This is a genomic window from Flavobacterium supellecticarium (genome assembly GCF_004801375.1).
GTDB classification, from domain to species: Bacteria; Bacteroidota; Bacteroidia; order Flavobacteriales; family Flavobacteriaceae; genus Flavobacterium; species Flavobacterium supellecticarium.
Window position 1 is genome coordinate 191,122 of record NZ_SSNZ01000001.1, and the last position, 13,897, is coordinate 205,018.

The window sequence follows — 13,897 nt, forward strand, 5'->3', positions numbered from 1 at the left end:
GCTACATGACTTCTTACCCCGCTATTGCAGGGGTATTATACCAATTGAGGGGGTTGCCAGATGCTACCGTAGTAACCGGAATAAAATACGGACTGGTAACTTGTTGTAGGTGTTGTAATTACAGGAGTGATTGGTTGTACTGCAAAAGCAATTACAGGAGCATAATTCATAATTTGCGCTCCGCAACAGTTGCATACACAAAATGGAGAACACAAATCGCCTTGTTTTTCGTGCGAATGTCCTTCATGGTCAACAGGTGTTTCGTTTTGTACCCGAAAATGGGTATGACCCGTCGCTGCATCCGCACAAGGTATGCTGGCGAGCAGGACAAAGTAGAACGATAAAAGGACTGTTAACCATTTCATGACGGTAAAGATACATTATTTTTAGTACGAAAAAGAGGGCTGTCTTTACTTTTTACAAAAGTGTCCAAACTGATGAAAACGAAATTCTTTGTAAAGTGGATTGTGAGAATCAAAATAATAGTGTATTTTGAGTGTAAAAGTATCGGTCTAAAAGTTAATTAGTAATAAAAATCTTTATTTTTGAGTACGATTTTTAGAAACCTTATGGAACATCAGATTTTAGAACAACTCTGGACGCGGGCTTTATATCCTGAAAAAGTCAATCCGGAAAGTTGGAATCAGGAATTGGAGACGCTTTACCGCTATGGTATCGGAATAGAAGAAGTGATGCGTTACCTGTATTTTGAAAAACCGGAATTACATCAGTTTTACGATTGGATCGCAAGCCGTCATACCGATACGATGTCACAGTCGGAAACCATCACAACTGCTGTTTTATCGGAAGCCGATCTACAGTTTTGGGAAGAAAATGGTTATCTCGTTTTACGAAATGCCATTTCGGAAGAAGATTGTAAGGCAACGACTCAGGCGATATGGGATTTTCTGGCATTACAACCTGATGATCGTGATGGCTGGTACCGACAACATGAAGAACAAAGAGGTTTGATGCTTACCTTCAGCGATCATCCGGCACTGAATAAAAACCGCAGTTCCGCACGTATCCGCAAGGCGTACGAACAATTATATGGTACGGATAAAATTTACAAAACTATAGACAAAGTAAGTTTTAACCCACCGGAAACGGATTCGTATCATTTTCTCGGGAGTCCGTTGCATTGGGATGTCAGCTTAAAACAACCGATTCCATTCGGATTACAGGGCTTGTTGTATCTTACGGATTGCGGGCCGGAAGAGGGTGCTTTTCACTGCGTACCGGGATTTCACCGGGAAATCGGAAACTGGTTATCGGGCATACCGCAAGGAGAAAATCCGAGGGAGATCGCGTTACAAGCCTTACAGGCGATTCCGGTTGTTGGAAAAGCAGGCGATTTTGTAATCTGGCATCAGGCGCTACCGCATTGTGCGAGTGCCAATCACGGAACCCATCCGAGAATGGTGCAATATTTGACGTATTTCCCGGAACAATACGAAACCGCATCGGAATGGCTATAGGGAAAGCCCGTGAAAAATAACGATAAACCGGAATTATTTTTATAATAAATTTAACCTCGTTGAGTTCTTAAAACAATAAATTGCAGTAGAATTACTAAACCAAGCACATATGAGCACGATTAAAATACTTTGGGTGGATGACGAGATTGATTTGTTAAAGCCGCACATATTATTTCTGGAGAAAAAAGGATATAGCGTAACGACCTGTAACAACGGTCAGGATGCAATCGATATATTCGACGAAGAAAATTTCGATATTGTTTTTCTGGATGAAAACATGCCTGGTTTAAGCGGACTGGAGACATTGTCCGAAATTAAAGAGAAAAAATCGGCGGTACCGGTGATTATGATCACGAAAAGTGAGGAGGAATATATCATGGAAGAAGCGATCGGATCTAAAATAGCCGATTACTTGATCAAGCCGGTAAACCCGAATCAGATTCTATTGAGTTTGAAAAAGAATCTGGATCATTCCCGTTTGGTTTCCGAAAAAACAACCCTGGATTATCAGAAAGAATTCCGAAAAATAGCAATGGATATGGCGATGGTCAATTCGTTTGAAGACTGGATTGATTTGTACAAGCGGTTGATATTCTGGGAAATGGAACTTGAGAATATTGAAGATCAGAGTATGGTCGAAATCCTTGAAAGTCAGAAACTGGAGGCCAATTCCCAATTCGGTAAATTTATCGAAAAGAACTACCAAAACTGGTTCGATCCGAAAGCGGATGCGCCAATAATGTCCCATCAGTTATTTAAAGAAATGGTGGTGCCGGAAATCCGTAAAAAAGAAGCGCCGATATTATTTGTGGTGATCGACAACTTACGTTATGATCAATGGAAAGCCTTTGAAAGCGTAGTAAACAATCATTATAAACTGGAAAAAGAGATTAGTTATTATTCGATTTTACCAACGGCAACACAATATGCCCGTAATGCGATATTCTCCGGATTATTGCCGTTGGACATGGAAAAAATGTATCCGCAATACTGGAAAAACGATGTGGACGAAGGCGGTAAAAACCTGTTCGAAGGCGAATTTTTAACGGAACAGTTAAAACGACTGCGTATTGACATCAAACAGGAATACTATAAAATTACGAATTTTAAAGACGGTAAAAAGCTGGTTGATAACTTCAAGACCTTAAAAAGTAATGATCTGACCACGATTGTCTACAATTTTGTGGATATGTTATCGCATGCCAAAACCGAAATGGATGTTGTAAAAGAACTGGCTTCGAATGATAAAGCCTATCGTTCGTTAACGCTGAGCTGGTTCCGAAATTCGCCGTTACTGGAAATTATTCAACAGGCACAACAATTGGGATTTAAGTTGATTTTGACCACCGACCACGGGACGATTAACTGTAAAAACCCGTCGAAAGTAATTGGTGACAAAAATACAAGTCTGAACCTACGTTATAAAACCGGCCGAAGTCTTACCTATGAAGATAAAGATGTGTATGCGGTAAAAGATCCGAAGAAAATTGGTTTGCCGGCGATCAATATGAGTAGTTCGTATATTTTTGCCAAAAATGACCTGTTTCTGGCGTATGTAAACAATTATAATCATTATGTGAGTTACTACCGCAATACGTACCAACACGGGGGAATCTCGCTGGAGGAGATGATCATTCCATTATTGATCTTTAATCCGAAATAAAAAACAGAGAGGGCTAAAAAAGCCCTTTTTTGATCCGATTTAATGTAGGAAATTATGTAATATCGTTTGAATAAAATAATTATATTTGTTCAATATGGAGAGTAGTATGCAAAGAACTTTCGCGCTGGAAGAGATTCAGGATGTGGCCCGACAAATCTTGTCGCAAAACCTGAAAAAAGTAGTTACGTTTCATGCCGAAATGGGTGTGGGAAAAACGACATTGATCAAAGCTTTGGTCGGTGAATTAGGCGTGCGGGATATGGCGAGTAGCCCGACTTTTTCACTGGTTAACGAATACGAAGGCCACAATGGTGAACGCATTTATCATTTCGATCTGTATCGGTTGCATACCGAAGAGGAAGCGTACGATATGGGAATCGATGAATACTTCTATTCGGGTGACTGGTGTTTTATTGAATGGCCGGAAAAAACACCCAATCTGATTCCAATCGATCATGCGGCTATCCATATAAAATTACTACCGGGCGGTAAGCGGTTACTGGAACTGCGAAATTAGTCTTTAAGTCAGTCATTAATAAGCTATTTATCACAAAAAAAGTTGTACATTAGTGCAAATTATTGCGTAAAATCATGTCATTGACCCCATTTACCAGACAACAATTACTTCCACAAGAAGAAAAGTTAGAAATCGCCAAACAAAAAGGTGAACTTTTTATCGGGATACCCAAAGAGATCTCTTACCAGGAACGAAGAATATGTCTGACACCAGATGCGGTTAATTCGCTGACATTCCACGGACATCGCGTTTTGATCGAGTCCGGAGCAGGGGAGAGTTCCAGTTTTACGGATCGGGAATATAGCGAGGCGGGTGCGGAAATTACAAAAGATCGAAAAAAGATTTTTAGTTGTCCGATGATTTTAAAAGTAGAGCCACCTACGATAGATGAAATTCACCTGATGAATCCGCAAACACTGGTGATTTCGGCTATACAGCTTAAAACGCAACGCAAGGCTTATTTTGAGGCTTTGGCGGAAAAAAGAGTCACTGCACTGGCATTTGAGTTTATCCGGGATGAAGACGGCTCGTATCCGGCGGTAAAATCGCTGAGTGAAATTGCCGGTACCGCATCGGTATTGATCGCAGCAGAGTTGATGATCAACCAATCATTCGGAAAAGGACTTTTGCTCGGAAACATAACCGGAGTACGACCCACAGAAGTCGTAATCCTTGGGGCGGGAACCGTAGCCGAATATGCGGCGCGAACGGCCATCGGATTAGGCGCCAGCGTAAAAGTATTTGACAATTCGATTACCAAACTACGCCGACTACAAAACACCTTAAACCAACGTATCTTTACGTCCACCATACAAGAAAAATCACTTTTAAAATCCTTAATGCGTTGCGATGTAGCCATCGGATGTATGAAAGGGAAAAACCGCGCTCCGATTATCGTATCGGAAACCATGGTTGAAAACATGAAACGTGGCGCCATTATTATCGATGTGAGTATTGATACCGGTGGTTGCTTTGAAACATCAGAAATCACCACGCACGAAAAGCCGACTTTTATCAAGCATAATGTGGTGCATTATTGTGTGCCGAATATACCATCGCGCTATTCCAAAACAGCTTCGATGTCGATTAGTAATATTATTACGCCGTTCCTGCTTCAAATTGCCGAAGATGGCGGTGTGGAAAGTGCGATCCGCTGCAATCGTTCGCTAAAGAACGGGATTTATTTTTATCATGGTATTTTGACCAACCGATCCATATCCGATTGGTTTTCGATTCCGTACCGCGATATCAACCTGATTGTTTTTTAGCAACTGTTGTTTGGCATAGCGCTAAACAAATAGTACTTTTGCAGCAAATTAAAAGATTATGAAATTCAAATTCCGTCTGGCGTATTATTTATTTGGTTTATTATTGGGATCGATGTTCCTGGCATTTTTCTTTAAAGAGAAAAAAACGGAGTTTTGCTATTTGCCCAATTGTCGGGTTTTAAAGGATTTGAGAAGTAAACCGATTACGTATTCGGATGCAACCACGGCAAAGTTTGCTGAAAATTGGGTATCATTAGAGGATATTAAAAAGACCTTACAACATGGAGACGTTGATTTTTCAAAAAGCAATGTTCCTATGGATAAAGGAAAGTTGTATGTTGTTGAAGGTAGAAATGCTAATAATGAGGATATTATGGTAGAGGTGATCAATTACAGTGACAGGGTGATTGTAAAAGATGTAAAAAAAGAGTAATTATTTTTTTAAAACACTTGTAAAGTCGAATAACTTGACTATATTTGCACCCGCAATCAGCAACAAGTATGTTGGTTGAAACATAAGGGCGATTAGCTCAGCTGGTTCAGAGCACCTCGTTTACACCGAGGGGGTCGGGGGTTCGAACCCCTCATCGCCCACCAAGAAAACCCAAGCCCCGCAAGGATTCCTCTGCGGGGCTTTTTCTTTGGTACAACATAGGTACAACTTAAATTTTAGCAGTTCGTAAGTATAACCCTATTAGTTTGCCAGTTTTGGCGCCTGTATAGGCTTTTCCCTTTTTAGCAAAACCTAATTTTTGCAGTAAGAATTTCATGCTATTTTCATCATTTTCTTCGGTAGTGGCAAAGATATTCTTACCACTTATCTTTTCTAAAAGTCTATTGCATAAGTCTTTTGCAATTCCCTTTCCACGATATCTTTCTTCATTAACTATATATATATAGCCGAGTTCAAAATCATATTCATCCGCCAGTTCTGGTATCTCGGCTTTTGCAAAAGGAGTTTTATAAACTTGCTTGATAGCACCAATACCTATTGGTCTGTCGTTATCATACACCATGCCCAGAAATGAGCATGATTTGATTTTTTCGATATTCGGGTTTGCTACTTGCCCTTGCTTAATAAGCAGATTTAAATATAAATTCAATTGCTCATCTTCGAAATTTTCAGGTACGTCAACTTTATATTTCATTTTATAACTGTACATTTAAATGGGGCTTATTTTTTGATATAATACTAAAACACTATTCCTTATCAAGCCCCTTGTCTTTTGTAAGGTCTTTGTTTGGATTACGGTCAACATTTGTAAATCGTGACATGGTTTTTTCCAATTTCTTCTCTACGGCAAACTGCATCATGCCCTTAGCAAAACCCTTGTTCCTGTCTGATTCTTGCAGATTAGAAATACTATCATTTGAAAAATTCGGGCTGAATTGAGCCATAATATAACCCTCATTAAATCCTTTCACGTATTCGGGTGTCGGAGTAATTTCATCTTGTTCTGTATGTTCCATGATCTAAAATGTGTCTCTTGAATTTTTTTCTAAATAAGAATTGATACTGTCAGTATCATAAAGAATGATTTTCTTTTCAGGCTGTGAAAAACGTATCTTCCCCTCATCCCGCAATTTCTGCAATGTGGTTTTGGATTTGACATTCAATAAGCGCATAGCTTCTTCATTGGAAACCCATTTATCGCGCAACACATTGTTTTTTTCTTTCAACCGCTCAACGACCTGTTCGACCAGTTCGTAAAAGGCTTTTTCTTCTAAACAGATTACTTGCATAAATTAGTCTTTATCAAGGCTTACGTCAGGGGTCTTGTTTGGCGAGTTATCACTGCCTTTGCTACCCAAATAGCTATAACTTACCTCAGGTTTGCCGGTATTGTTTGCTTTTGGAATATCAGTTTTATTGATACTTTGATTTTTTAAAAAATTATCAGCCATATCGGATTTATCGGTATTCTTACTTTGGCTCATATTTTCATGAGTCTTACCGCCGTCTTTATTTTTAGTATCGTCTTTTTCACTATCCTTTTGTGGACTGGCTGATTTATTATATTGGTCTTTGACAGATTGCAGCTTATCATTGTCCATACCGAGTGAGACAAAGAACTTGCTGGACATAGAATGCTTCACGGCATCAGGTGACGGATTATCTCTCTGGTCATGCTTTTCTTTTTCAGACAGTCGCGTGGCTTCAAATCTGTCTTGGGTCTTGTCAAACATTTTGGCGTTATGTTCATGGGATTTATCCCGATCATACTCTTTCAATTCCCTGTCTCTATACTTATCGGCATTGTCCTGACTTTTGGTTGCTTTTTCAGGGTATTTCTTCTGATAATCGTTGATCGATTTCTTTGCTATCGGATCTTCGCGAGATATGAATTGCTCCTGTGGGTTATTGTGTCGCATTTCATTGGTTTTTTTATCGACCGCACTTTCATAGCTTGGTCGCTCGCAACCGTGTTTTTCTGCTAATTGTGAAGCTTCTTTCTTATATCGTTCAGTTATATCCGCCTTTTCTGCATCAGTCTTTGGTTTGGACTTATCCCATTTGAAAGACCTATTGATATTAAGCATCTCATAGTTATAAACAGCTTTTCCTGCGCCACCGCTTTTACTGTCTATCGCCGTATAATAGTCTTTTGAGAGTTGGCGAAAATCCTTAAAACAATCATCTGTTCCAATGTTTGATACGTATTGCATCATCCAATCAGGCATTGGTCTTTTATTCATAAAAACATTGATTTTATTTGAATCTTGTTGTATAATTTTTTAGAAATCAAGACTTTAAAGGTAGAAAAAAAATGCCTTATGAGAAAAATTTGTTTGCTACGGCAGAAGAAAGAAACAATTTATCAGGCGAACCTATCTATGGTGAGCCAAGCAGGGATTGGTTTTTTTTAGAGGACGGCTTGGGAGTTGAACAGTTTCGCCGTTTTGCGCCATTAGCGCGAAAAGCTCTGCGTCATTACGCCAAAGATGCTTATAATATTTCTACGATTGATCGTTATACTGAGCGAATGGTGCGGAAACATATCTGCAATTTCATGAGAGTGAAAGTCGAGGAAAAAGTACAATACGATTGGGAGTTTATCGACAATTGCATGAAAATGGTCATCGGTGATTTACTTAAAATTGACATTCCTTATGATGAAGCTCGATTGAGTTATTTAATCCCTGAAGCACAAGTTCACGCCGATTGGGAAAAGACAATGCACTAAACTTTCATATTAAGTGAATGTAAAATTTATAGTGAATTTTGAAAGATTTTTTTTGCAAGTAATAATTTTGCTATATTCGTAATTAAATCATTACCAATAAATTATGTTTGATTTAAACGAACCGATATTCCATATCGGCATACAAAAAGAACCGTGGACAATCGCAAATTCGGTTCAGGGATTACAGATTTTCGGCGGTATAGGTTCTGGCAAAACATCCGGCAGCGGACGATTTTTTGCGCTTAAATATTTGTCAAAAGGTTATGGCGGTTTGGTTCTGACCGTGAAGCCTGACGAAAAAGATGAATGGGTTAAGTATTGCAAGATCGCAAATAGAGAAAGCGATTTAATTATTGTAGAGCCAAACGGCAGGCAATATTTCAATTTCTTGGAATACGAAAGCAGCCATGCAGAAAATAAAAACTATACCGATAATATTTTGCAAGTCCTGAAAACGGTTATTCGTGCCAGTGAAGAAAAATCAAGCGGCAAAGGTGACGACCCGTTTTGGGAAAACGCATCCGATATGCTGATTTCAAATACAATTGATCTTTGCCTGTTAGCCTATGACAAAGTTTCTATTGAACTGCTCTATAATATAGCCCGCTCTGCTTTAAAATCTGAATTCTTAAAAGACAAAGGCGAAGTAGATAAGGAACAAAACGACATCAATGCATTTGATAAGGCAATGGTTCATGCAATCGAAAAAGTGCATGAAAAAATAGCACACTGGGCTTCCACGCTGACTACAGAAGAACATTCCAAAATGACAGATGAAGAACAGCAGGAAGCTATAAGGCAAAATGTACCTGAATCGAGGACGTTTACAGCGATCAAAGAATTTTTCTTTGAAACCTACGCAGGTTTGAATGAAAAAACACGCTCTATTGTAGATTTTACTTTTACGGGATTTTTATTTCGCTTCCTAAGAGAGCCTGTCTATTCCTTATTTTGTAATAAGCCATCCACGTTTACTCCCGAAGATTGTTTGAACGGTAAAATCATCGTTATTAATCTTCCTGTCAAATTGTATCACAAGGTAGGGCGTGATGCCCAAATTATGTTCAAGTATATTTGGCAACGGGCAATGGAAAAACGGAATACCGCTATCAATAAACGCCCTGTTTTCTTGTGGGCGGATGAAGCGCAGAACTTTCTACATGAGCATGATGCAGAATTTCAGGCGACAGCGCGAAGCAGCCGTATAGCAACAGTCTACCTTACACAAAATATTCCGAACTACTACGCCAATATGGGCGGCATTAAAGGAGAATACAAGGTAAAAAGCTTCTTGGGTACGCTCGCTACAAAAATGTTTCATGCCAATGCGGATATAGAAACCAACAACTATGCATCTGATCTGATAGGAGAAGCTTACGAGGAAGATATAAGCAAATCAACCAACCACCACGACGGAAATATCTCTCAAACTGAAACGATTTCGCATAAGCTGGTAAAAATCATACGTCCAGAAATATTCCACACGCTGCAAACTGGCGGAGAAAAAAACAAACTGAAAGTAACCGGCATAATCCAAGTCCAAGGATTGAAACTTCTATATGGGTTCAGTTACGATAAATTGATCTTTGACCAAGAGAAAGAGTATAAATAATAATCAACAAATACCCCCAAGCACATGAAAAAACAAGACGTTCAAAAGGAAACCTATTTCCGCACTATGTTTAAGAGACAAAATGTAGTTAAAAATTTTATTATCAGTCTTTTTGAAAGCAGCACTTCTTTCGGTCGACTAATTATTGAAGTTTTTATTCGTAAGAATATGGGCAGACGATATTTCAAGCTATCAGGAGCAATTATTACCGCCTTTTTTTTATTTCTTATTCCATTTTTGCCAATGGTCTTTCCAATCTTTCTTAATTCTTACTATGCTCCCTCATTCTGGGGAACTATTAAAGAATATTGGATATGGTATCTTTTTATAGCCGTATTCCTTTATTTCTCTTATTTAAGATTTAAAGATATTAAGCACCTTAAAGCAGTTTATGACTTTGACCATTTCAGTTTATCCAGTGGCGATATATTACCATTTTACTGGCAACTAAAATTCAAAGGAAAACCTTTTTCTCCACGAACTTTGGAAATATTCATTGAGCCGCTACCGTTTTTCTTCGGTGGGATATTACTTATGTTGATCGGACAAAAGTTGCTTGGTGCATTAATTATTTTTAGTGCGATTGTGTACTGTATCAGCTATGCACGTGCCTATGCAAATGGGGATGAATTTATGCTCGATAAGATTGACAAAAGAATTTGCAACGAGGAAATCGCAAGGACATTTACAACCGATGAACCGACAGGTCGAGGGTTTCGTTTCTATGGTGAAAAGCCTAACTCCAAGCAAACTCGTGAGGATATTTACAAGGACATGGTTGACGACGATTTCGAGTTTACAGAAGCCGATTAAATCCGTAAAGCTGTGCAACGAAATGGCATGAAAACACCCCTTTGCTGTGCAAAGGGAAGATGTCTGATAGAAATAATTTAATACACGTTATCACCACGATTACGGTTTTGCCAGCATAGCCCAGATAGCATCCGGTCTATGCCTGCATATTTAAGAATGGTTATTCGTTCTAAACGGATTACCAATACTCACGATTTACCGACAGAACAATATAAACACACGTCCTATGATTAGGATGATACAAAACAAATCAGCTTCAGGAGCAAAAAGCTATTTTGCAACCGAACTGAACCAAGCGGATTACTATATCAACGACCAAGAGTTAAAGGGGCGGTTTCAGGGCAAGCTGGCCGCAAGGCTCGGCTTGGGATTGGATGCCGACAAGGACAATTTCTTTGCCTTGTGCGAAAATATTAATCCTATGACGGGCGATAACCTGACCTATATGACGAAAGATAATCGCACGGTCGGTTATGATATAAATTTCCACTGCCCTAAATCCGTGTCGATTGTGCATGCCCTAAGCGGCAATCGGGATATCCTCGAAATTTTCGAGCAAAGCGTTTCGCAAACGATGCGCGAGATCGAGCAGGATGCCATGACCCGCGTCCGCAAGGACGAGGCATATTTTGACAGGAAAACAGGCGAATTGGTTTGGGCTGAATTTACGCATCAGACGGCACGGCCTGTCGAGGGCTATGCCCCCGACCCGCATTTGCACTCACATTGTTTTGTTTTCAATGCAACCTGTGACAAGGAAGAAAACAAATACAAGGCGGCGCAGTTCCGCGAGATCATGCGCGATATGCCGTACCATCAAGCGCGTTTCCACAAGGTTCTATCTGATAGGCTGATTTTGGCAGGCTATGACATCGAACGAACCAAAGGTTCATTCGAGATCAAGGGCGTTCCCAAACGTGTCATAGAGCATTTTTCCAAACGGACAAATGAAATCGGCCAGATTGCAAAGGAAAAGGGTATCACTGATGCCAAAGACCTTGACGGTCTTGGTGCGCGTACCCGTAGCAAGAAGCAAAAAGGCTTATCCATGACCGAATTGCGGCAGGAATGGCGCAAGCAGATTCGGGAACTGGAAACTGCCGAAAACCTCGACAGCGACCCCGATTATAACGGTCTTATCCGCAAGCCTGTCGATAAAAACAGCCTGCCGATCCATGACGCTAAAAATATTGTTGATTTCACACTCAGTCATGTGTTTGAGCGCGTTTCAGTTATTCCTGAAAGGCGGCTACAAGCCCAAGCCTATCGCCATGCGATAGGACAATCCAGCGTATCTGCCGATCAGATAGATCAAGCGGTATTACTGGATAACAGGTTTATTCGCGTAAAGGAAAAAGGTCGTGCCATGTGTACGACTAAAGCGGTTTTATCCGAAGAAAAAGAAATGGTCGATCTTGCCCGAAAAGGTGTCGGCAAGATCGCCCCGCTTTATAAAGAAGCTCCTGCCCTTGATTTGAAAGGACAGCAGAAAAATGCCGTTGAGCATATCCTGACTACGAGCAATCGTGTGTCGATTGTGCGTGGTGCAGCGGGTTCAGGCAAAACCACACTTATGAAAGAAGCTGCCGAAAAGATTGAGGCAAGCGGCAAGAAACTGACGGTTATTGCTCCGACAGCGCAAGCCTCTCGCGGAGTTCTTAAAGATGAAGGCTTTGACGAAGCGAATACCGTCGCAAAGTTCCTTGTCGATAAAGATATGCAGGCGCAGATCAAAGACCAGGTACTTTGGGTTGACGAAGCGGGTTTGCTCGGAACGGGAGATATGAAACGTCTATTGCAAGTTACAGAACACCAAAACGCCCGCCTGATATTAGGCGGCGATACAAGGCAACACGCAAGCGTCGTGCGAGGCGATGCCTTGCGTATTCTTAATACGGTCGGAAAGATACACACTGCGGAAGTGAATACAATCCACCGCCAACGTAAAGAAGCTTATCGTGATGCAGTGCAAGATTTGTCAAGCGGCCATGTTAGAACCGCTTTCGAGAAACTGGACACTATAGGTTCAGTTAAAGAGATTGACCCATTGGATGGAAATCGCCAATTGGTTGATGAATATGTCGGCACGTTAAAAAAAGGCAAGACAGGTCTGATTATCTCGCCCACACACAAGCAGGGCGAGGAAGTCACGGCTGCGGTGCGTCAGGAACTTAAAAAACAGGGTATGCTCGGCAAGCGTGAAATTACCGCAAGGAAACTCGTAAACACGAATATGACCGAAGCGGAAAAACTGGATCATCGCCTTTATAAGAAAGGACAGGTTTTGCAGTTTAACCAGAACGTGAAAGGCATTAAGCGAGGCAGCGTATGGTCGGTTGACAATGTGGATGAAAACACGCTCCAGATCAACAACGGGAATGAGCAAATTTCCGTTCCGGTGACTGCTTCAAAAAAATTTGACGTATTTGATGATAAAGAGATTGCCTTGTCGATTGGCGACAAGGTGCATATTACCAAAAACGGTTTTGACAAACACCATACCCGTATGGATAACGGGCAGTTGCTGCAAGTGAAATCGGTATCTAAGAAAGACGGTGTTGTTCTTATGAACCACGTAAGTAAAAATCTTTATTATCTGGATAAGGATTTCGGGCATTTAGATCATGCACACTGTATTACTTCGTATGCCGCACAAGGCAAAACGGTAGATGAGGTTTTTATTCACCAGCCTGCGGCGACATTCCCCGCTACTGATGCCAAACAGTTTTATGTATCGGTATCACGCGGGCGGGATAATGTGCATATCTATACGGATGATAAAGAACAATTGCTAGACTACGCCTCTGAAATGGGCGACAGAAAATCGGCATTGGAATTGGTCGGCGAACAACACGATTTTATTCGTGACCGCATGCCCGATAAGGACAAGCCAAAGAGCGATAACCAAAAGCATATAAGTAAAGAGTTTAACCGAAATAATTTTACGCGGGATTATGAACCATGAGGAAATAAAAAAGAAACTGCACCAATACACGGGCAAGCAAAGCGACACGGGCGATAACGGTATTGCGAAATTCGACAAGGATTATAACGGGGTTCGGAATGTGTGCTTTGTCATGTTGGACGGTAAGCACATATTTCTAAACTATAGCTACCTTGTCGCGGGCGAGTACTTCTTAGAAGAAAACAAAATTACCCTGCATTTTACAACGCACATAATTACATTGACGGGGAAAAACCTTGAAAATTTGTATCAGGATTTAATGATGCACATGGCGAAAATCATCATCGTAACCAATGATCGCTATAGTGGGATAGCAACGCAAGGGGATAGTCCTATTGTGACTGGAATTGGAATTAACTAGGATTATGTGTTATTCTATAAAGACTTAAAAGTGTT

At 40.5% G+C, this 13,897-nt stretch carries 15 protein-coding genes and 1 tRNA gene; 11 read left to right on the forward strand and 5 right to left on the reverse strand.

Annotated elements, in window-relative coordinates; genetic code table 11:
* Positions 1 to 35 precede the first annotated feature (35 nt).
* Entirely contained in the window at positions 36 to 365 is a 330-nt protein-coding gene (locus E6C50_RS17900) for a DUF6660 family protein (protein WP_230978928.1), read from the reverse strand.
* A 180-nt stretch (positions 366 to 545) separates the two neighbouring features.
* Here E6C50_RS17900 and E6C50_RS00970 point away from each other — a divergent pair, with 180 nt between their 5' ends.
* The 6 genes from E6C50_RS00970 to E6C50_RS00995 all read left to right on the forward strand — a co-directional run bounded on the left by E6C50_RS00970 (position 546) and on the right by E6C50_RS00995 (position 5,523).
* Positions 546 to 1,478 carry a phytanoyl-CoA dioxygenase family protein gene (locus E6C50_RS00970; RefSeq protein ID WP_230978929.1) on the forward strand — a complete coding sequence of 311 codons (933 nt, stop codon included), beginning with the start codon at positions 546 to 548 and terminating at the stop codon, positions 1,476 to 1,478.
* A gap of 109 nt (positions 1,479 to 1,587) precedes the next feature.
* Complete coding sequence (gene porX / locus E6C50_RS00975) at positions 1,588 to 3,141, forward strand: T9SS response regulator signal transducer PorX (RefSeq protein ID WP_136401340.1); 1,554 nt, start codon at positions 1,588 to 1,590, stop codon at positions 3,139 to 3,141.
* A gap of 106 nt (positions 3,142 to 3,247) precedes the next feature.
* Positions 3,248 to 3,658: a tRNA (adenosine(37)-N6)-threonylcarbamoyltransferase complex ATPase subunit type 1 TsaE gene (gene tsaE, locus E6C50_RS00980; protein ID WP_136401341.1), complete on the forward strand. Its 411-nt coding sequence runs from the start codon at positions 3,248 to 3,250 to the stop codon at positions 3,656 to 3,658.
* Positions 3,659 to 3,732: 74 nt separating this feature from the next.
* Positions 3,733 to 4,926, forward strand: coding sequence for an alanine dehydrogenase (locus tag E6C50_RS00985; protein WP_136401342.1), 1,194 nt, complete (start codon positions 3,733 to 3,735; stop codon positions 4,924 to 4,926).
* Between the two features lie 58 nt (positions 4,927 to 4,984).
* A complete protein-coding gene (locus tag E6C50_RS00990) occupies positions 4,985 to 5,359 on the forward strand; it encodes a DUF4258 domain-containing protein (protein ID WP_136401343.1) in 375 nt (124 codons plus the stop codon).
* 86 nt (positions 5,360 to 5,445) lie between these two features.
* Positions 5,446 to 5,523 (forward strand) — tRNA-Val (locus E6C50_RS00995).
* A 65-nt stretch (positions 5,524 to 5,588) separates the two neighbouring features.
* On the opposite strand, the gene E6C50_RS01000 is transcribed toward E6C50_RS00995, so the two are convergent.
* The 4 genes from E6C50_RS01000 to E6C50_RS01015 are packed head-to-tail and all read right to left on the reverse strand — an operon-like array spanning position 5,589 to position 7,623.
* On the reverse strand, positions 5,589 to 6,074 hold the full coding sequence (locus E6C50_RS01000) for a GNAT family N-acetyltransferase (RefSeq protein WP_168732717.1): 486 nt from the start codon (positions 6,072 to 6,074) through the stop codon (positions 5,589 to 5,591).
* Between the two features lie 52 nt (positions 6,075 to 6,126).
* Positions 6,127 to 6,396: a hypothetical protein gene (locus E6C50_RS01005; RefSeq protein ID WP_136401345.1), complete on the reverse strand. Its 270-nt coding sequence runs from the start codon at positions 6,394 to 6,396 to the stop codon at positions 6,127 to 6,129.
* Positions 6,397 to 6,399: 3 nt separating this feature from the next.
* Complete coding sequence (locus tag E6C50_RS01010) at positions 6,400 to 6,669, reverse strand: helix-turn-helix domain-containing protein (RefSeq protein ID WP_136401346.1); 270 nt, start codon at positions 6,667 to 6,669, stop codon at positions 6,400 to 6,402.
* A gap of 3 nt (positions 6,670 to 6,672) precedes the next feature.
* On the reverse strand, positions 6,673 to 7,623 hold the full coding sequence (locus E6C50_RS01015; protein ID WP_136401347.1) for a hypothetical protein: 951 nt from the start codon (positions 7,621 to 7,623) through the stop codon (positions 6,673 to 6,675).
* Positions 7,624 to 7,694: 71 nt separating this feature from the next.
* Here E6C50_RS01015 and E6C50_RS01020 point away from each other — a divergent pair, with 71 nt between their 5' ends.
* The 5 genes from E6C50_RS01020 to E6C50_RS01040 all read left to right on the forward strand — a co-directional run bounded on the left by E6C50_RS01020 (position 7,695) and on the right by E6C50_RS01040 (position 13,862).
* The gene (locus tag E6C50_RS01020; RefSeq protein WP_136401348.1) at positions 7,695 to 8,111 is read left to right on the forward strand and encodes a hypothetical protein; all 417 of its coding nucleotides are present in this window, start codon (positions 7,695 to 7,697) and stop codon (positions 8,109 to 8,111) included.
* Between the two features lie 103 nt (positions 8,112 to 8,214).
* Positions 8,215 to 9,723, forward strand: a complete 1,509-nt coding sequence (locus E6C50_RS01025) for a type IV secretory system conjugative DNA transfer family protein (RefSeq protein WP_136401349.1) — start codon at positions 8,215 to 8,217, stop codon at positions 9,721 to 9,723.
* Between the two features lie 24 nt (positions 9,724 to 9,747).
* Positions 9,748 to 10,536 (forward strand): hypothetical protein, encoded by a 789-nt coding sequence (locus E6C50_RS01030; RefSeq protein WP_136401350.1) that lies wholly within the window; start codon positions 9,748 to 9,750, stop codon positions 10,534 to 10,536.
* 226 nt (positions 10,537 to 10,762) lie between these two features.
* Positions 10,763 to 13,501, forward strand: a complete 2,739-nt coding sequence (gene mobF, locus E6C50_RS01035; RefSeq protein WP_136401351.1) for a MobF family relaxase — start codon at positions 10,763 to 10,765, stop codon at positions 13,499 to 13,501.
* Positions 13,491 to 13,862, forward strand: a complete 372-nt coding sequence (locus E6C50_RS01040; protein WP_136401352.1) for a hypothetical protein — start codon at positions 13,491 to 13,493, stop codon at positions 13,860 to 13,862. Before mobF ends, E6C50_RS01040 begins: the two co-directional genes overlap by 11 nt.
* The last annotated feature ends 35 nt before the right edge of the window (positions 13,863 to 13,897 follow it).